This window comes from Staphylococcus sp. 510 (assembly GCF_057219715.1).
This window is the reverse complement of sequence record NZ_JBXVVK010000020.1, coordinates 1-19,245: the sequence shown is the minus strand read 5'-3', so window position 1 is coordinate 19,245 and position 19,245 is coordinate 1. Positions and strand designations below refer to the sequence as shown.

Annotated in this window: 18 protein-coding genes and 1 pseudogene; 7 read left to right on the top strand and 12 right to left on the bottom strand. The window is 33.1% G+C overall.

The genetic code is table 11. From position 1 onward, the window contains the following. The 4 genes from AC2D8K_RS11760 to AC2D8K_RS11745 all read right to left on the bottom strand — a co-directional run. Window positions 1–70: hypothetical protein (locus tag AC2D8K_RS11760; RefSeq protein WP_426703517.1), on the bottom strand; the 70-nt coding region annotated here is incomplete at its 3' end. Between the two features lie 110 nt (window positions 71–180). After that, window positions 181–1,137, bottom strand: a complete 957-nt coding sequence (locus AC2D8K_RS11755) for an L-lactate dehydrogenase (RefSeq protein WP_002450463.1) — start codon at window positions 1,135–1,137, stop codon at window positions 181–183. Window positions 1,138–1,493: 356 nt separating this feature from the next. Further along, window positions 1,494–2,375 (bottom strand): cidABC operon transcriptional activator CidR, encoded by an 882-nt coding sequence (gene cidR, locus AC2D8K_RS11750; protein WP_002450462.1) that lies wholly within the window; start codon window positions 2,373–2,375, stop codon window positions 1,494–1,496. A 31-nt stretch (window positions 2,376–2,406) separates the two neighbouring features. Next, a complete protein-coding gene (locus AC2D8K_RS11745) occupies window positions 2,407–3,093 on the bottom strand; it encodes a YoaK family protein (RefSeq protein ID WP_002450461.1) in 687 nt (228 codons plus the stop codon). Window positions 3,094–3,540: 447 nt separating this feature from the next. Between AC2D8K_RS11745 and AC2D8K_RS11740 the strand changes: the two genes are divergently transcribed. After that, the gene (locus AC2D8K_RS11740) at window positions 3,541–4,995 is read left to right on the top strand and encodes an APC family permease (protein WP_002450460.1); all 1,455 of its coding nucleotides are present in this window, start codon (window positions 3,541–3,543) and stop codon (window positions 4,993–4,995) included. A 76-nt stretch (window positions 4,996–5,071) separates the two neighbouring features. Here AC2D8K_RS11740 and AC2D8K_RS11735 read toward each other — a convergent pair whose 3' ends face one another. Further along, on the bottom strand, window positions 5,072–6,409 hold the full coding sequence (locus AC2D8K_RS11735) for an aspartate aminotransferase family protein (protein WP_002450459.1): 1,338 nt from the start codon (window positions 6,407–6,409) through the stop codon (window positions 5,072–5,074). Window positions 6,410–6,647: 238 nt separating this feature from the next. Here AC2D8K_RS11735 and AC2D8K_RS11730 point away from each other — a divergent pair, with 238 nt between their 5' ends. Next, entirely contained in the window at window positions 6,648–7,076 is a 429-nt protein-coding gene (locus AC2D8K_RS11730; protein WP_080548087.1) for a hypothetical protein, read from the top strand. A gap of 488 nt (window positions 7,077–7,564) precedes the next feature. On the opposite strand, the gene AC2D8K_RS11725 is transcribed toward AC2D8K_RS11730, so the two are convergent. Beyond that, window positions 7,565–8,473 carry a hypothetical protein gene (locus AC2D8K_RS11725; RefSeq protein WP_002451244.1) on the bottom strand — a complete coding sequence of 303 codons (909 nt, stop codon included), beginning with the start codon at window positions 8,471–8,473 and terminating at the stop codon, window positions 7,565–7,567. Between the two features lie 306 nt (window positions 8,474–8,779). Between AC2D8K_RS11725 and AC2D8K_RS11720 the strand changes: the two genes are divergently transcribed. From AC2D8K_RS11720 to AC2D8K_RS11710, 3 genes are all read left to right on the top strand, one after another. After that, complete coding sequence (locus AC2D8K_RS11720) at window positions 8,780–9,337, top strand: hypothetical protein (RefSeq protein ID WP_002451242.1); 558 nt, start codon at window positions 8,780–8,782, stop codon at window positions 9,335–9,337. 21 nt (window positions 9,338–9,358) lie between these two features. Further along, window positions 9,359–9,526 (top strand): hypothetical protein, encoded by a 168-nt coding sequence (locus AC2D8K_RS11715; protein ID WP_157747999.1) that lies wholly within the window; start codon window positions 9,359–9,361, stop codon window positions 9,524–9,526. A gap of 264 nt (window positions 9,527–9,790) precedes the next feature. Then, window positions 9,791–11,152 (top strand): FAD-dependent oxidoreductase, encoded by a 1,362-nt coding sequence (locus AC2D8K_RS11710; protein WP_484698748.1) that lies wholly within the window; start codon window positions 9,791–9,793, stop codon window positions 11,150–11,152. Window positions 11,153–11,178: 26 nt separating this feature from the next. Here the strand turns inward: AC2D8K_RS11710 and AC2D8K_RS11705 are convergent, their stop codons facing one another. Further along, window positions 11,179–11,604: a P-loop NTPase family protein gene (locus AC2D8K_RS11705; RefSeq protein WP_002451239.1), complete on the bottom strand. Its 426-nt coding sequence runs from the start codon at window positions 11,602–11,604 to the stop codon at window positions 11,179–11,181. 326 nt (window positions 11,605–11,930) lie between these two features. Here AC2D8K_RS11705 and AC2D8K_RS11700 point away from each other — a divergent pair, with 326 nt between their 5' ends. Further along, window positions 11,931–12,821: a fructose bisphosphate aldolase gene (locus tag AC2D8K_RS11700; protein ID WP_002451238.1), complete on the top strand. Its 891-nt coding sequence runs from the start codon at window positions 11,931–11,933 to the stop codon at window positions 12,819–12,821. A 65-nt stretch (window positions 12,822–12,886) separates the two neighbouring features. Here AC2D8K_RS11700 and AC2D8K_RS11695 read toward each other — a convergent pair whose 3' ends face one another. The 5 genes and pseudogenes from AC2D8K_RS11695 to AC2D8K_RS11675 form a co-directional block, all read right to left on the bottom strand. Beyond that, on the bottom strand, window positions 12,887–14,023 hold the full coding sequence (locus tag AC2D8K_RS11695; RefSeq protein WP_484698747.1) for an FAD-dependent oxidoreductase: 1,137 nt from the start codon (window positions 14,021–14,023) through the stop codon (window positions 12,887–12,889). 31 nt (window positions 14,024–14,054) lie between these two features. Then, window positions 14,055–14,633: a PadR family transcriptional regulator gene (locus AC2D8K_RS11690; RefSeq protein ID WP_075778341.1), complete on the bottom strand. Its 579-nt coding sequence runs from the start codon at window positions 14,631–14,633 to the stop codon at window positions 14,055–14,057. Window positions 14,634–14,769: 136 nt separating this feature from the next. Then, entirely contained in the window at window positions 14,770–15,090 is a 321-nt protein-coding gene (locus AC2D8K_RS11685) for a YciI family protein (protein ID WP_002451234.1), read from the bottom strand. Between the two features lie 36 nt (window positions 15,091–15,126). Continuing rightward, window positions 15,127–16,566: a 6-phospho-beta-glucosidase gene (locus AC2D8K_RS11680; protein ID WP_002451233.1), complete on the bottom strand. Its 1,440-nt coding sequence runs from the start codon at window positions 16,564–16,566 to the stop codon at window positions 15,127–15,129. Window positions 16,567–16,580: 14 nt separating this feature from the next. Beyond that, a pseudogene (locus tag AC2D8K_RS11675) lies at window positions 16,581–18,364 on the bottom strand (glucose PTS transporter subunit IIA). Window positions 18,365–18,518: 154 nt separating this feature from the next. Here AC2D8K_RS11675 and AC2D8K_RS11670 point away from each other — a divergent pair. Continuing rightward, window positions 18,519–19,220, top strand: coding sequence for a GntR family transcriptional regulator (locus AC2D8K_RS11670; protein WP_002451230.1), 702 nt, complete (start codon window positions 18,519–18,521; stop codon window positions 19,218–19,220). Window positions 19,221–19,245: the final 25 nt, after the last annotated feature.

Sequence of the window (19,245 nt, the reverse complement as noted above, 5' to 3'; positions counted from 1 at the left end):
CGTATTCTACTCCATTATTTTTTAATGTGTCTATGACCATATCAGCTGCAGTATATTTTTTGTCTGCCATTATATTCATTTCCTTCCAATGCTCACATTTTATTTTATCTTTACGATAACATCAGTGTGAAATCAATTCCCCGTTGCTCATTCATACATTAAAGATGGATCATTCATGTTCTATTGTTCTAAAAGATGTTTCACTGAATCATATGAAGCTTCTAATGCCTCAACAGATTGTTTAAACAATTCTTTTTCGTGATCGCTTAATGGTGTTTCATAAATTTTACTTGCACCATTTTCGTTAATTAATGTTGGTACACCAATGTATACATCTTTAAATCCATACTCTCCATTTAATTGTGAAGAAACTGTTAAAATAGTGTTTTCGTTGTTTAATAAGGCTTTTGAAATTCTTAATAAGGCTAAAGCAATACCGTAGTATGTTGAACCTTTAGCTTGAATAATCTCATATGCAGCGTCTCTAGTTTTTTCATAAATTTCTTGTGCTTTAGCTTCACTACCAGTTTGTTCTTTAAGCGTATCGAATACTGAAATACCAGCAATATTCGCTTTAGACCATACCGCTAATTCAGAGTCACCGTGTTCACCTATAATAGCAGCATGAACGCTTGCAGGCGCTACATTTAACTCATTACTGATTAAATATCTAAGTCTTGCAGAGTCTAATACTGTACCTGAACCGATAACACGTTCAGCTGGTAAGCCAGTTAATTCTTTGACATAGCGTGTTAGGATATCCACAGGATTTGCCGCAATTAAGAAGTAACCATCAAAGCCACTATCCATTATACTTGTCACAATGCTGTGCATAATTTTTGTGTTTTTCTCTACTAATTGTAAACGTGTTTCACCTGGTTTTTGTGGTGCTCCTGCAGTAATAACTACTAAATCAGCATCTTTACAATCACTATATTCTCCAGCTTTAACAATAACTGGTGAATCACTATGAAGTACACCGTGGTTTAAATCTTGAACGTCCGCATTCACTTTGTCTTTAGCAATATCAATAATTACAAATTCATCTGCAATACCTTGTGTTACCATTGCAAATGCATAACTAGAACCTACTGAGCCGTCTCCAACTAAAACAACTTTTTTGCCAAATTTTTTCATATTGAAAAACTCCTTCACTTAGTAAAGATAAAGATTAAAATTTACCTTTTCATCTCATTCATTTATAGTAAATTACAATTAAATCCTGCTTCATTTTAAATATACTTTATTAAATTTTATGTGTAAACATTCAAGGGGGTGAATGATGTTAACGTCACCAATTTGTTGGTTTTATGTGCCTTACATCATTCATTATAGTCCCTCTTGAAGTATTAATAAAATACATATTTTCGATTAATAACATTCCTAAAAGGAATACATTATATATAGAAAAAAGTAATAAAAAATACTTTGATGTACAATGACTGACACCAAAGTATTTTTCAATTCACGTATTTATTTGTATTAAAGAATTACTACTTCTCTCTTAAGTCCCTTATAAATTGTATCCATTCGCGTGTCACAAAATTAAGATATGCATCTCTTCTCCAGATTAAACCTAAATGCCATGATAACTCTGCATTTTCGAGTTTCAATGCTTTCACATTATCTCCCATTAAATGTACTAAACTTTCTGGTACGACACTAATACCAATACCTTGACTAATCATATTCGCTATAAAACTAATTTGAGAGATATTAGCTACAGTTTTCGGATAAAAGCCTAATCGTTTACAGTTCTCGATAATTTGATCTTTTAAGTAATAATCATCATGAAATAGCACAAACTCTTCTTCTTTAAGTTCGGCTAAATCCACTTTTTCTTGTTGTGCCAATGCATGATCTTTACTCACAACGAGTAATAACTCTTCATTATATAATGGTACCGAATGAAATAAAGTTGCATCAACAGGTAAAGTCGTAATACCTATATCCACTTCATCTGTTTCTGTGAGGTTTTCTACTATTTTACCTCCACCTTCCATTACTTCATAGGTAACTTTCGGATATAGTTGGTGAAATTGATTTAAACTATCTGTAAATAATTGAACATTCATCATTGGTGATAGCGCTATTCTAATATGACCTTTTTGAACATTCATCACATCATTCATTTCTAATGATAGTTTCTCAAACAATGCTAAAAACTCTAAGCTATTGTCGTAAAATGTCTGACCGATGTCTGTCAGTTTAATTTGCTTTTGTGAACGATCAAATAATGTAATATCATATTCATTTTCTATACTTTTGATTGCTTTACTAATTGTTGACTGTGCAATATATAAATGTTCAGATGCTTGCGTCATACCACCGCGTCGAACAGTTTCAACAAAATATTTTATCTGTTTTATTTCCATAGCACTAACCTCTTAATTTGATTTTTGAAAGTTATTCCACTGTATGCTCTCTTCTATAAATTAATATACTATAAAAGATAAATATTAATACTAGAATCATTGCTGCAACTAATATGGCATAGGTGCCTATATATTTTTGAACTTCTGCTGAAATAATAGCTCCAATAATAAAACTTAATACTATTCTAATGTAAAGTTTAGCCTTTCTCAATTGGGCGGTATCACCATTTAATATATATTCACTCAATGCTATCACACCATTTTTAAGGTTCCCAGTTGAAAAGGTATTATTATAACCTTCACCTTCTATTTTACTAAATGAAGTTGTTAGCATTGCCATACCGAATGCTAATGGTGGTAAAATATACAAATTAGGTATACTCATTGGCAAAAATCCTACAACGAGGCAACTTAATGTAATAGGTATTAATGAGACTAATCTCCAATACCGTGTTGCCAATTGATGATGAATTAAAGATACAAACATTACGCCAATCATAAAGGAGACAACCGAAGCAACCTTCAACATACCGCCTCTTAAATCTCTATGTGACAACTCTGAAGCAAGAAAAATAATGTTTCCTGTTTGACCTGCTGCTAGTGTACCTCCACGACTTAAAAAGGTGTAAGCATCAATATATCCACCAACAAAGGTTAAGAGTATAGCCATTTCTTTACTCTGATATATATTTCTTCTCATAAATTTTTCTAAAGCCATCGTTATCGCCTCAACGTTTTTATAATAGTAATATGACACATATCGTTCATTGATAAGTTTCATATACCTTTATTCTATAGAATATGTTGTAAAAAGCTAAAATATCGTTCACATTTATAAAAAAATACTTCTTATCCCGTTATTTTCTGTTATAATCAAGTTTATCCTTTTAAATTTGAGCGTGAAACAGAAATAACTAATCACTTTATTTCATTGTGTCACCTCGGCAAGGATAGCTCTAATTGTAATACATCAATATACAATTTAGATAGCTACTGCCATTTTGTAGACATATAACATAATGCGAATTGATGTCACGTATAACAGAAGTGAACAAGAAAGTTTTGATTTTTCAGAATTTTTAGACAAAATATGTGTTTTTTATGCTATGATATAAATTATTAAAATGACAGTTAAATATAACTCATTGATATACGGAGGTTTATTATGTCTAGTTTTTTTAAACGATTAACACAAAAAGAAGATCCATCCATCTATCAAAGCAAAGATGGTCATTTAAAAAGAACATTACGTGTTCGTGATTTTCTTGCATTAGGTGTAGGTACTATTGTTTCTACGTCTATATTTACTTTACCTGGTGTTGTAGCAGCTGAGCATGCTGGACCAGCGGTTGCATTATCATTCTTACTTGCAGCCATTGTAGCCGGATTAGTTGCCTTTACATATGCTGAAATGGCTTCTACTATGCCATTTGCAGGTTCTGCTTATTCTTGGATTAACGTACTATTTGGCGAATTTTTTGGTTGGGTTGCCGGTTGGGCGCTCCTAGCCGAATACTTCATTGCTGTCGCCTTTGTGGCTTCTGGCTTTTCTGCTAACTTACGAGGTTTAGTCAAACCCTTAGGTATTGAATTACCAAAAGCATTATCCAATCCATTTGGTAGTGATGGTGGCGTGATTGATATTGTTGCAGCCATAGTTATTATCTTAACTGCTTTACTATTATCACGTGGTATGAGTGAAGCTGCACGTATGGAAAATATTTTAGTTATTTTAAAGGTGTTAGCAATTATCTTATTCGTCATTGTAGGACTAACTGCTATCAACTTTAGCAACTATGTACCATTTATTCCAGAACACAAGGTTACTGATGCAGGTGATTTTGGTGGCTGGCAAGGTATTTATGCTGGTGTATCTATGATTTTCTTAGCATATATTGGATTTGACTCTATCGCTGCCAACTCTGCTGAAGCGATTAACCCTCAAAAAACAATGCCAAGAGGAATTTTAGGATCATTATTAGTCGCTATTATACTATTTGTTGCAGTTGCTTTAGTATTAGTAGGTATGTTCCATTACAGTCAATATGCGGACAACGCTGAACCAGTAGGTTGGGCATTACGTGAAAGTGGTCACGGTATTGTTGCCGCAGTTGTGCAAGCTATCTCAGTCATTGGTATGTTTACTGCTTTAATTGGTATGATGCTTGCTGGATCAAGACTATTATACTCATTTGGTCGTGACGGTTTATTACCTTCTTGGCTAGGTAAATTAAATAACAAACATTTACCAAATAGAGCATTAGTTATTTTAACAGTAATTGGTGTCTTAATCGGATCAATGTTCCCATTTGCTTTCTTAGCTCAATTAATTTCAGCAGGAACATTAGTTGCATTTATGTTTGTTTCATTAGCAATGTATCAACTTAGAAAGCGTGAAGGTAAAGACTTACCAATACCATCTTTCAAATTGCCTTTATACCCAGTATTACCCGCAATCACTTTCATACTAGTTCTATTAGTATTCTGGGGATTAAGTTTTGAAGCAAAATTATATACACTGATTTGGTTTATTATAGGTATATTTATCTATTTACTTTATGGCATGAGACATTCTAAAAAAGATCGTGATGATGCCTACAAATCTCCTAAAAAATCTTAATCAAAACATTAAAAGAGCGATTCCACAATGATTATCATGTGTGGAATCGCTCTTTTATTTATAGCCTAAACTCCTTTTACCAACCTTGACCTTCTATTTCATATTGGTCTAAATCTCCTCGATTTAACGCTTGTATCGCTTTCTCAAGTGTCGATAATGCATAATCTAACTGGTCGTATGAGATAACTAGTGGCGGTTGAAATCTTAACACATTCCCTGCTACTGCTATGATAACTACACCTTTATCAAAACAATAATTACAAATTTTTAATGCCGCTTCAGGGTCACGCGTCTTTTGAATTGGATCAGATACTATATCGATACCAATTGATAATCCTTTACCACGGACATCTCCAATACATTCATAATCAGTAATCCATCTATCCATTGTTTGACGTACATAGTCACCTTTTTCTAGACTTGCTTCAAGTAACTGTTCTTCCTCAATCATCTCAAGTGTAGCTAAGGCCGCTTCACAACTAACTGGATTCGCACCAGTAGTAAATAGATGTGCCGGTGCTTCTAACGTCTCCATGATTTCTTTACGACCAACTATGGCTGACATAGGCAATCCTCCGGCAAGTGACTTACCAAACGTAATTAAATCTGGTGTAAAGTTGAAGTGCTCTACTGAACTCCATTTCCCAGTACGTCCTAATCCTTGTTGAATATCATCAACCGCAATTAGAATGCCATGTTCTCTACAAATACTTTGTAAAGCTTCAAAGTAGCCTGGCACAGGTTCTAATAGACCACCATCCCCTTGTATCGTTTCTAATACAATACATGCTACTTCGTCAGCCGGAACATATTTATTAAACATTTCTTTAAGTGGCGCTAAATATTCATCTACAGTATTCGGAGTAGGTTGTTCAAATAAACCTCTATAATTGTCAGGAAAAGGTATGTGATAAAAGCCATTCAAAAGCGGACCATATTTCTTTCTCATATTCAAACTAATTGCCGACATAGAAAGCGAACCAAATGTTGAACCATGATACGCATTTGTAAAACTGATGATATAAGGTCGTCCTGTATATGCACGAGCAAACTTGATAATACCATCATTGGCATCTGAACCACTTAAACCATATGTCACTCTTTTTTCATAATCCCCGGGTGATATATCGCATATCTTTTTAGACAAACGAATTAGCGGCTCATGGTACATATACGCTGGCGTATAGTGGACAAACTTATCAACTTGCTTTTTAATCGCTTCGGTGACTTTTTTAGGCGCATGGCCCACGTTTTGTGAACTTGCACTGGCTAATAAGTCGATGTACTCTTTTCCATCAACATCTACTAGCGTTGCACCGTACCCATGATCGATGGCTAAAGGATAATATTTGATTCTGCCAGATTTAGCAAAATATTGCTCATCTTCTTTTATTAAGTCTTGTGCTTTACTCATGATCAAATCATCCTTCCTTAATTAAACTTCACTTCATTACTGACGATTAAAAAGATGATTCAAATGCTTCAGTTATAAAATGATTTCGATTTGATGATAGTACTCAATATACTAATAATTTTCAGATTTGTAAATATTTTCCGAAAATTCTAACTAAATAAACATGATATCTCTTTTGAATGAATATTTTATCCGTATTAGGGAATAAAATTTAAATCAAACGCGAACTGGGAGTGATATTATTCTTAGGCTGACTTACCACTTTTTAAGCGCTGTTGCTTCATCTTTTATATTATTACTCAGTGCTATGACGATAGATGTACTCTTACAGCATAAGCATCTAACACAACTATTATTAAATATAGATTTTCTAGTTAATCCTAATCTTATACCAACATGGATGGAAGTCATCATACATCTGTCTATAGGTGTGATGATTTATCTCATCTTCATGGTACTTTACAATATATCAAAACTACTCTATCACTTAGCCTATCTACCTTTACTAGTGATATTTATCGGTATGTATCCTTTCCTCATTGCCATCGCTCGAAGATCATTCTTTGTATTTAATGCGACGGAATGGATTTGGTGGCTCTTGGCACATATTGTATTTATGGTATTTATGTATATCTGTATCACTTTTATTTCAAAACTACATTTATAAAACAATGGAGTGGGACAGAAATAATAAAGAAACACTAATCATTTATGATGTAGTGGTTCTTACGCATTAGCCGCAGCTAATATGTAATTTAAAATAGAAATACATGAGTGAAACTCATGCATAAGAAATACTAATTCCTAAAGAAAAAGTCTTTCTTTATCGTTGTCCATCCCCAACTTGCATTGTCTGTAGATTTTCTTTTCGAAATTCTCTATGTTTGGGGCCCGTCCCCACGGCAAGGTTGACTAGAAAGAGGAAAAGCTTGATACATTAGACCGTCTTTGTAATTTATTACTTAGACGGTTTTATGCATGAACTTTTGTTCATGTATACCTCTAAAGGTTAATTTGAATACATGAGTCAATACGCATGTGTAAGTCATTCTAATTTCTATAAGAAAAAATGACTTTACAGTCAACTACGGCCTAAATATCAATGTAACTTGAAGTATATATTTATGTCCTAGCCTATAGCTAATTGAACGATGATTATTCTTCGTCACCATTTTCATCGTATTTCGTTACATTGCCATCTTCATCAATAATATAAGAACCTGCTAAGTTACCGTCTTTATCTGTGAATGAGAATCCCCATTCTCCATCGCTATTTTTCTCAGGTTCTTTATACGTATATGTTGATGTATCCAATTGATGACCTTCATAGTCTTCAACTTTATCAATAACATTATCACGAGTCACTGTTGTATCACTAGAATCTGAAGACGTGTCATCATCTGAATCGTCAGATGAATCGCTTGATACATCATCATCAGTCGCGGGTACGGTATCTGATTCATTAAAGTAACCTTTAACTTTATCAATTTCATCTTGACTCGCATCATATAACTTAATCGTATTAGCATTATCTAAAATACGTTTTGTTTCAGATTTTGTATAATCATCTTCCATCCAACGACGATCTTGGAAATGAGATGGCGTACCATAAGTCGTTATTGTGCCATCCCCATTATTTTTATATATAACGTGCCCAGCAGCAGTTGGTGTACCATTTATAATTTGAACGCCATCTGGATATTTTTCTGATGCCTCTTTATTGTATGGGTTAATCGCTTCACCACTAACATCAGTATGAGACATATTTGATATATGGTTCTCTACTTCACCGCTTCCACGGTAGTCTTTAAATACAGTAAGCCAAACTTTAGCATAATAATCTTGCGTATTGGTATTTTCTTGTTGTGTTTTTGAACTTTTTGAAGATGATTGACTTGAACTTTGATTCGATTGTGATGATTGATCACCTTTATTATCACTGCTTTGATGACTCTTACTTGTTGAATCATCAGAGACTTTAGAACTTCCTTTGTCATTATTCCCAAACCCACAACCTGCTAATACTATAGATGCTGTTAGTATTGTCCCAGCTAATTTTTTCATTAAAGAATCCCCTTTATTTATTTTTTGTATATACATTACATTATAAATTTATTATAAACTACCTTATTTCAAAAACATATATCTAATTACACATTAATTGTAAATAAATAAATTGTGGACCTTCTAAACTATTTGGTTTGTTTATAACTTTTGATACCCATTTCTAAATCATTTATTAATTTCTTTAAATTAGCTTTAAGTTTGAGTATTGATTCTTTTAAAAAGGCTTATTCAGAAAAAAATGGTGGTACACTATTAATGTAAACGAAATTAAATCATTCTCTAATTGGAAATGGGGTTTTCATTGTGAAGAAACGCTCTATAATAGCAACAACTGTTTTAGCTAGCACTGTTTTATTTTCAGTATCTTTCGCAAGTGAGGCAAAAGCTGAAGAAGTCACTGCAGACAATGCCATCAATGTTGCACAACAAGCTATGAAAAATAGCGGCGGTAATCCCGACTTACAAAATTTCAACGACGTCAAAGATAAAGGTTCCTATTTTATCATTAATATTAATAATAAATCTGGTGCCGGTGTTGGTGCGTATAAAGTATATAAAAATGGAGAAGTTCAATATAAAAGTGGTAATTTCGGAGATTTTAGTTCTTTGAATTCATCAGATAACTATACAGGCCAAGGTATCAGCGCCAAAAACTATGAAGAAAACCACGAAAGCCAACAAGAAAATGCCTCTGTAGATAGTACAAAAGAGTTAAATGCGTATTATGTTGGCAAAGTGAAATCTAACGAATTACCAGAGTCAGGTAAGGATGACACAATACCTACCGATGCATTAGCAGTGCTATCCCTAGTAGCAGGCACAGCTTTCATTAGCCAAAGACCATTAAGAAAAATTTCATAATTCATATATTTAAAAAAGAGGTTGAGATATAAAGCTTTGTACTTTGGGAAACCGATTAACGGCGTCCCAAAAGTAGGATTATCGGCAGAAGGGACCCAACATAGAGAAATTGGTATTCCAATTTCTGCAAATAGTGCAAGTTGGGCAAACGTTCACGATTCGACAAAATTTGGAAAACAATTCAAATGAACAAACTCAACTATTGAGTTTGTAAGAACTACTAACCTATGAATAAGGAAGTAGTTCTTTATCATCGCTCGGTTCTGCTCAAATCCTAAACGCTTTTGTCATGACCTCTTTTTATGTTTTCAAAACTGTTAATCATGACAAATTTTTGAACATTGCTCAAAACAGTCCTTTCTCTGAATAAAAAATAAATATAGTGGTAAATATAATTTGTGAACGAAAATAAATTGTTGTCATATGTATAAAATTCTAATAGGAGGTAATAAAATGAAATACATCATTGTTGGTACATCTCATGCTGGATATGAGGTCATCCAAACATTACTTAAAGAAGACAAAGATGCCGATATACATGTATATGAAAGTGGTGACAAACCTTCTTTCCTATCTTGTGGTATACAAAGTTACTTAGAAGATGTATCACCATCTCTCGATTCACTACACTATGCGAATGAACAATCATATAAAGATCAAGGCGTTAATATTCATGTTAATAGCACCGTTACTGATATAGATACTGAACAAAAAGTCATAACAGTTAATCAAAATGGTAATACTGAACAAGTAAATTACGACAAACTCTTCTTAAGTCCAGGAGGCAAACCAGTCACTCCTCCAGTTGAAGGTATTGATCAATATAACCATGTTTTATTCATGCGTGGCAGAGATTGGGCTGATCAAGTAAAATCACGTATGTCAAACGCCAAAAAAGCAGTTGTCGTGGGTGGTGGCTATATCGGTATTGAAGCCGCAGAAGCCTTCGCTAAAGCCGGTATTCAAACGAAAGTGATTGATGTAGCGGATCGTATTTTAAGTACGTATTTAGATCAAGAATTTACTGATATTCTTGAGGATAATGCTAAAGAACATGGATTAGAATTTATTGGTGGCGAAACCGTTCAATCCTTAAATGGTGATGAACAAGGTAATGTAACTAAAGTTATCACAGACAAAAATGAGTATGAAGCAGATACAGTACTATTTGCCGTAGGTGTGCAACCAGAAACAGATTGGTTAGAAGGTAAAATAGATTTAGGTAAAAAAGGTGTCATTACTATTAATCATCATCAACAAACATCTGCTAAAGATGTCTATGCTGGTGGCGATGCAACACTTGTCCCATTTGCACCAGTTGAAGAAGATCGCTATATTGCTTTAGCAACCAATTCACGTCGACAAGGTGTCACAGCAGCTAAAAATATGTTAGGCCATGATATGACAATGCCACGTGTTTCTGGTACCTCTGGATTACAATTGTTTGATTATAAATTTGGTCAAACAGGCATTCATGGTACTGAACAAGATAATTATGATGGAAACTTAGGACAAAAATATGTCAAAGAACTTATTCGTCCAAAATTCATGCAAGATGAAATCCCTGTACACATGAAAATAATTTATGATGAAGATAGTCATAAAATTTTAGGCGCACAGCTAATGTCTAAAGAGAATATCACTGAATCAATCAACACAATGTCCATTGCGATTTCAGCTGGTTATACTTTAGAACAACTTGCAGTACAAGACTTCTTCTTCCAACCTGACTACGACAGACCTTGGAATTACTTAAACGTACTTGCTCAACAAGCATTAAATGACACATTCGGTAGTGACCAAATGTTATTTTAAATTAAACTTTCTATCATTTAATCTATTTATTTGATGACCCATAATTTCTCAGGGTACTTACGTTGTACCTTCTTTATTTGTTCGTCATTAATCTTTGGAAAATCCCAGATAAATTTTAAAAATGATAGACTCATTGTTTTAGGATTCTTTCCAATCGTTTGCTTACAAATGACATGTAGGAAATACCGTTTTAGTACTCTCCATATACACGTCACTCTTTTTTCTTGTAACCAAATAACAACTTCAGCATGACTTACTCTCAGTTCTAATGTGTCTATATAATTACCATCAATAATCCAATATTGTTGTATCAAGATATCTTTGATTTCGTTAATCAATTCATCTTGTTCTATGGTCTGATTATCATCTTTCCAATTGATTTGATCCAAATGATAAAGAGGCAAGCTCATATATTTAGACAGTTGATATTGATAAAGTAATAAAGTTATCATTATAAACACATGTCTTGGCAGTAGTTGACTGAATTAAAAATTCGTTGCTAACAAGCTTTTTAATTCTAGTCAACCTTGCCGGGGTGGGACAACGAAATAAATTTCAGGGAAATATTATTTCTGTCCCTCTCCCGCTCTCTGGACTACCTATAACTAGAACTTTGTTATACATTGTTATCCTCCTTCAAATCATCACATTATAAGGCGATTTTTTGACTTTATACTATTATAGTGTAATTTTCTAGATGATTATAAGTTGAATCGCTTGAGAATAACAATATTTTTTATCATACTGTAGATGAAAGTTAAGTTAAGGAGTGGAAAGTATGAATAAAGAACAATTAGAAAAAATGAAGAATGGTAAAGGATTTATCGCTGCATTAGACCAAAGTGGCGGTAGTACCCCTAAAGCACTTAAAGAATATGGTGTTAACGAAGATGAATATAGCAATGACGATGAAATGTTCAAACTTGTTCATGACATGCGTACTCGCGTGGTGACTTCACCATCATTCTCAGCTGATAAAATCCTAGGTGCAATTCTTTTCGAACAAACAATGGATCGTGAAGTTGAAGGTAAATATACTGGAGACTATTTAGCTGATAAAGGCGTTGTTCCTTTCTTAAAAGTTGATAAAGGTTTAGCTGAGGAACAAAACGGTGTTCAATTAATGAAACCAATTGACGATTTAGACGAAACATTAGATCGTGCTAATGAACGTCATATTTTTGGTACTAAAATGCGTTCAAACATTTTAGAATTAAACGAACAAGGTATCAAAGATGTTGTTGAACAACAATTTGAATTCGCTAAAAAAATTATTGCTAAAGGTTTAGTACCAATTATTGAACCTGAAGTAAATATCAATGCTAAAGATAAAGCTGAAATTGAAAATGTCTTAAAAGATGAACTTAAAAAAGGTTTAGATAGCTTAGACAGTGATCAATTAGTAATGCTTAAATTAACTATCCCAACTCAACCTAACTTATATAAAGAATTAGCTCAACATCCAAATGTTGTACGTGTTGTAGTACTTTCTGGTGGTTACAGCAGAGATGAAGCTAACAAATTATTAAAAGATAACGATGAACTTATCGCAAGCTTCTCACGTGCATTAGCTAGTGACTTAAGAGCTAGTCAATCTCAAGAAGAATTCGATAAAGCATTAGGTGACGCTGTAGATTCAATCTACGATGCATCAGTTAATAAAAACTAATTTCCACATTTAAAAAAGGTCGTGCAGTTTTCCTGCACGACCTTTCTTTATGTCATTTTTATTTTTTATGCTTCATCAAAAGCTTGGTTGAAAAAATCACCAAATTTTTGTGCACTATTTTCACTAAACATTAATTCTAAGTTATCTTGTGACTCTTGTGCTCTTGGTGCCGAACTTTCATACATTGCTTCTTCATACTGTTTCAATGCCGTTTGTAAATCTTCATTGCGTTCTATAGATTTAGCTAGTAAATAAGCATCATATAGCGCCATATTAACACCTTCACCTGCAAATGGGCTCATGACATGCGCTGCATCACCAATTAAAGTAATATGTGGATGATTGTCCCATTTGAAACCAATAGGCAATTTATAAATTCTTCTACACATCACGTCATCGCTAGCATATTTGATATATTTTTTTAGATCTTCATCCCAATCAGAGAAATCTTCAAGTAATTGTTCTTTCAACTCACCTACTGATAACACTTTGTAATCATCAAGCTTTTCACTTGGCATGCGGAAGGCAACATATACTTTTATACGCCCATTACCAGTAAACTGACCTAATATACCTTTATAATCTCCTAATGCGACTAAGCTACCATTACTATTGATTTGAGCTAAGTCTGGATGTTTATTGACAACATCTTCAATATTCAATTCAATCATTGAAATATCGTTATAAGTTACATCTACATGTGCAACATCATTTCTAACTTTCGAGAACGCACCATCAGCACCGACAACCACGTCGAACTGTTGCACTTCATCTTCTAAAAATTGTAAAGTTACTTTACCATTATCTAATTCTGTTAAAGATTGATACGTATAGCCATATTGAATCGTATCTTCTTTAAGCTTTTCAATAATAATATCACATAGTTTACCTCGATCAATTTCAGGACGATCGCCTGTTCCTTGACCAATTTCTTCAAAATAAACAGTGCCATCTTTACCTAGCACACGTGTATCTTCCCCTTCTACACGGGCTAATGCTTGGAATCGTTCGAATATATCTGCTTCTTTCAATGCTAATTGGCCACTTTCTTCATGTATATCAAGAGAGCCCCCTCTTTTTTGATTTGAATCTGGACTCGCTTTTTCATATATTGAAACGTCATGTCCTTGTTGTTGAAGTAGCAAACCTAACATTAATCCTCCTGGACCTGCACCTATAATTCCAATTCTTTGTTTTTTCATTGAAAAGACCTCCTACACTACAACTATATCTCTATTTAGATAATTGTTCTAATTTCTCTTTTGTTTCTTTTATAATCTTATCTAACTGTTCTTTTTTATCATTGTCTTGCATAGATTCTTTTGAAGCTTTCATAAATAAATGGAATAAATCATGTAATTTTTCGCGTGATTGTTTCATTTCTTCAAAGTCTACATTTTCAAATTGTGACATGCGTTCTGAAAAATCACTATTTTCTTTGTTTTCTTCAACAAATTGTTGACCTTCTTCTGTAATTGAATACACTTTTTTATTGCCATCTTTAGTGATTGTGACAAAATCTCTGTCTTCTAACATTTGTAAAATAGGATACACTGAACCTGGACTTGGAGAATAAAAACCTTTAAATTTTTCTTCTAAATCTTTAATAATTTGATAACCATGTCTTGGTTCCTCTTTTAACATTTCTAAAATTACAAATTGTAAGTTTCCTTTTTTGAAGAATCTATCTCTACCATTCATTTGTCTAAAGTCTCCAAACTGACCTGGCCCTCTACCTTGGCCTCTATTCATGTCAAATCCTTCAAAATGTCTCATACCTCTATTTAAACGATTATTATTTCTATTAAACATGTTAATCACCTTTCTTTTTTTCGATATATCGATATACTAAACGATATATCGAAATTAGTCAACGATATATCGTTAATTATTTTGAAATAAAACAATGGCACTATGATTTTTCTTTTCATAGCACCATTTGTATTAATTAATCTTCTTCTGTAGGACTAGTTATCTCGATATTTTCTGGCTTACCAAACATAGGTGTCCATTGTTCTATCGTATAATCTGCCACTAATCCTTCTTTCCAAAACGGATCAGCTTTGAGTAATGACATTAATTGGTCTTCATTATTTGCTTTGAGTACTAAATACGCCTCTAATTTGCTTTTATCTTCATTTTCGACTGGACCTGATACTAATAAGTCACCAGATTCAACGAGCTGATATAAATAAATAGCATGATCACGTATGTGCTGTTGCCAGCCTTTCATATCTGTATGAACAAATTTCACTAAATAATAAGACATAGTATACTCCTTTTTATTAATACATTATTGATACTCTTATAACCATTCTCCATTAGATTCAATCACATTTCTATACCATTCAAAAGAATCTTTTTTTGTGCGTTCGAGTGTACCTTGTCCTTTATTATCTCTATCAACATGGATTAAACCATATCGTTTTTTCATTTCTCCAGTAGTGAAAGATACAATATCTATAATACCCCAAGGTGTATAACCCATTAAGTCAACACCATCCTGGTCGACTGCATCAATTGCGGCTTCAATATGTTCTTTTAAATATTGAATACGGTAGTCATCATGTATATTTCCTTTTTCATCCATTTCATCAACTGCACCAAAGCCATTTTCGACTATAAATAATGGAATTTGATAACGATTATATAATACATTCAATGTGAATCTTAAACCTACCGGATCAATTGCCCAACCCCAATCACTAGTTTGAATATAAGGATTTTCAACTGAATTAGGTAAGCCACCGTTCACAACGTTATCTTCTACACTACTATTACTATCATGTTTAACTACTGTAGACATATAATAGCTAAATCCAATGTAATCGACTGTACCTTCTTGTAAAATTTGGTCGTCTCCTTCAAGCCAACCTATGTTAATATTTTCTCTTCCAAACATTTTCGTAGCATAACCTGGGTAATACCCTCTAACTTGCACATCTGGGAAGAAGAAACGCATTCTACCTGCAATTTCCGCTTCCAACATATCTTTAGGATTACAACTATATGGATAAATAGGTACATGTGAAATCATTGCGCCTATTTCAAATTCAGGATTAATGTCTTTACCAATTTTGACAGCTTTGGCACTTGCGATGAGTTCATTATGTGCGACTTGATATAATACCTCTTCTTTATTATCTTCTTCGGATAATAACACACCAGAGTTTGTCCATAAAAAGAGAGGATTATTCAAATCCATCTGGTTATTAATTTCATTGAATGTCATCCAATATTTCACTTTATCTTTATAACGTTGAAATACTGTTTCTGCAAAGTGAGCGAAGAAATCTGCTACTTTTCTATTTTTAAATCCACCATATTCTCTAGCAAGGTGTAATGGCATTTCAAAATGCGATAGCGTAATGACTGGTTGAATATCATATTTTAATAATTCATCAAATAAGTCATCATAAAATTTTAGTCCTTCTTCGTTAGGTTCTTCTTCATCTCCATTAGGGAAAATACGTGTCCAAGCAATAGACGTACGGAGACATTTTAATCCCATTTCACTAAATAATTTCACATCTTCTTTATAACGATGATAAAAGTCAATGCCTTCGTGGTTAGGATAATACTTGTCTGCTTCTACTTCTTGAGTGATTTCACGTGCTTTTCCATGTTCACCTGCTGTCATCACATCAATCACACTAAGCCCTTTTCCACCTTGATCATAGCCACCTTCAAATTGGTTAGCCGCTAATGCGCCACCCCATAAAAAATCATTAGGTAATTTAGACATTGTCATTCTCTCCTTTATTTTTTAATAATTGTCATTATATTATCTTTACCTGTAACTTCATTTCTATCTTCGATTAGTATTTCTTCAAAATCATCACTATTAGTTACAATAATTGGTGTAATAGTGTTATATCCTTGCTTTTCAATATCACTCTGATTAAATCTAAGTAATGTTTGACCAATTTCTACATTGTCATTTTCACTTATTAATACTTCGAATCCATTGCCCTTTAAATTCACTGTATCTAAACCAACATGGATTAATATTTCTATACCATTATTAGAAGTAATACCTATAGCATGTTTACTCGGGGCAATCATACTTACTTTACCGATAACAGGCGATTTTATTTCACCCTCAATCGGTTGAATTGCTACCCCTTTACCCATCATTCCTTCAGAGAAGATTGGATCTTCGACATCTTTCAAAGGTACTATTGAACCAGTTGCTGGTGATAAAATATATTCTTCTAATAAATCATTATTAACGTCTGTTACATTGTTATTTATATCTGCATCTTGAACTTTATCTGTTGTGTCTTCGCCATAACCAAAAATTTGTATTAAAATGATTGGTAAAACAATGGCTATAATAGAACCAATTACTATCCCCCATATTGACGTTGGATTATCGCCACTATATCCATTAACAATAGTTATTGGCCCAGGCAACCCTGCATAAGCATAGTATTTAGGATTAAAGAAACTCGCAACTAAAGCACCAATACCACCACTAATACATGCAATAATAAATGGCTTTTTAAATCTTAAGTTAATTCCATACATAGCAGGTTCTGTTATTCCAAATATACCTGTTATACCAGCAGATAAAGAGACTTTTTTAATTTCTGCATTTTTTGATTTGAAAAAGACACCCAATGCACACCAAAAATAACAAATACTTGCCAAAATGCTCCAATTAAAATACCTGCTAACCACGGCGCTACCTCTACCAATGTATTAAAACCATTTGCAATACCATGAGCTGCACCTGAAGCTAATGGACCTATTACCATTAGTGTTAACGGTACCATGATGACAATACTGAAAAATGATACAAATAATTGTCGAACCACTTCAGGTATATATTTATTCAAATACTTTTCAACATATGATAAAGCCCAAACTAATAATAGTGGTGGCAAAACAGATGAAACATAACTCGTTTCCGATAAGGGTAAACCTAAGAAATGAAAACTTTCACCTTTACCTATTCTTTCTATTATTCCTGCTAAATCTGGACTAACCAGAGCTGCACAACATGCAACTGCAATATAAGTATTAACATTAAAATGTTTTGACGCAGTTAAAGCTATGAAAATAGGTAAAAAGGTAAACGGTGCCCATGAAATAAAGTTAAAAACTTCAAAAGTCCCCGTTTCTTTAAAGCTAGGCATTATCAAATTGATGATAATTAATAATCCCTGCAATATTCCTGCCGCTGCAAGAACATAAATAAAAGGGGCGAACACAGCAGACATCGTAGCAATAACTCTATTCAATATAGACCCTTTTTGCTCTTGGCTATCATTATTAGAGTCCTCATTTTGGTCAATTAATTTTTCAAACTCTTGGAATACAGAACCTACTGCGTTACCAATGACAACTTGGAATTGACCATTGTTTTCAACCACAGTTACAACGCCATCTAAATTCGATACTTGTTTCTTAGCATTAGGTATAGATCTTTTTAATACAATTCTTAGCCTTGTAGCACAATGTGATGCTTTAACAACATTTTCATTCCCACCGATAATATCTAAAATATCCTTAGCTAATTCTTTATTTTTGACGCTCAATGTCATTACCTCCCAATGGCATATATTTTGTAAACCTTTTCACTATCATTATAATTATACCGGTACAATTTGCAAATGAAATTACCACTATTATACCGGTACAATTCTATTTTGTTATAATATATGTATGTTTATAGATTGGAGAATTAAAATCATGTTGAAATACGAACATATCGCTAATAATATTGAAAAGTTTATTGAGAATGGACAATATCAAGCCGGTGATAAATTGCCTAGCGTAGAAGAATTAAAAACAAATTATGCGGTAAGTAAAAGTACTATCATAAAAGCGCTCGAGGTTTTGGAAAAAGAAGGAACTATATTTCAAGCTCGTGGTAGTGGTATCTATGTTAGAAATAAAAGAATTGATGGTTACGTTAATTTATTAAAAACAAAAGGATTTTCTGATAATCTACAAGATCATGATATAAGTAGTTTAGTCGTTGAATTTGATGAATTTATCCCAGATGAAGCAGTAAGAGCACATCTAAAATTAAATCAAAATGAAAAAGTGATTTATATTAAAAGATTACGCTTTTTAGATAATCAATTACTATGTATAGAAACATCGTACTTTAATAAACGAATTGTTCCTACACTTGATACACAAATAGCTACGCAATCCATTTTCAATCATATACAAGAACAATTAGATATCAACATAGGATTTTCTGACATATATTTTTATGTGGATTTTCTTAACAAAAATGAGTCACAGCTATTAGAATTAAATGAAGGTGATCCTTGCATGAGACATGAACTCATATTCCACACTAATAAAGGTATGCCTTTTGACTATTCTAATATTGTGTATCACTTTAAAAACGCTAAATTTTTCGTACCAATTCAAAGTTAATAAAACAAAAAAACTCAACCAAAGT

Excerpts from the sequence above, each read along its gene's own strand:
- AC2D8K_RS11705 (WP_002451239.1), bottom strand. The coding sequence starts at position 11,604 with ATGATAACTTTATTACTTTATCAATATCAACTGTCTAAATATATGAGC.
- AC2D8K_RS11690 (WP_075778341.1), bottom strand. The coding sequence starts at position 14,633 with ATGTTTAATAGAAATAATAATCGTTTAAATAGAGGTATGAGACATTTT.
- AC2D8K_RS11685 (WP_002451234.1), bottom strand. The coding sequence starts at position 15,090 with ATGTCTTATTATTTAGTGAAATTTGTTCATACAGATATGAAAGGCTGG.
- AC2D8K_RS11700 (WP_002451238.1), top strand. The coding sequence starts at position 11,931 with ATGAATAAAGAACAATTAGAAAAAATGAAGAATGGTAAAGGATTTATC.
- AC2D8K_RS11735 (WP_002450459.1), bottom strand. The coding sequence starts at position 6,409 with ATGAGTAAAGCACAAGACTTAATAAAAGAAGATGAGCAATATTTTGCT.
- AC2D8K_RS11670 (WP_002451230.1), top strand. The coding sequence starts at position 18,519 with ATGTTGAAATACGAACATATCGCTAATAATATTGAAAAGTTTATTGAG.
- cidR (WP_002450462.1), bottom strand. The coding sequence starts at position 2,375 with ATGGAAATAAAACAGATAAAATATTTTGTTGAAACTGTTCGACGCGGT.
- AC2D8K_RS11710 (WP_484698748.1), top strand. The coding sequence starts at position 9,791 with ATGAAATACATCATTGTTGGTACATCTCATGCTGGATATGAGGTCATC.
- AC2D8K_RS11695 (WP_484698747.1), bottom strand. The coding sequence starts at position 14,023 with ATGAAAAAACAAAGAATTGGAATTATAGGTGCAGGTCCAGGAGGATTA.
- AC2D8K_RS11755 (WP_002450463.1), bottom strand. The coding sequence starts at position 1,137 with ATGAAAAAATTTGGCAAAAAAGTTGTTTTAGTTGGAGACGGCTCAGTA.
- AC2D8K_RS11725 (WP_002451244.1), bottom strand. The coding sequence starts at position 8,473 with ATGAAAAAATTAGCTGGGACAATACTAACAGCATCTATAGTATTAGCA.
- AC2D8K_RS11745 (WP_002450461.1), bottom strand. The coding sequence starts at position 3,093 with ATGGCTTTAGAAAAATTTATGAGAAGAAATATATATCAGAGTAAAGAA.
- AC2D8K_RS11680 (WP_002451233.1), bottom strand. The coding sequence starts at position 16,566 with ATGTCTAAATTACCTAATGATTTTTTATGGGGTGGCGCATTAGCGGCT.
- AC2D8K_RS11740 (WP_002450460.1), top strand. The coding sequence starts at position 3,541 with ATGTCTAGTTTTTTTAAACGATTAACACAAAAAGAAGATCCATCCATC.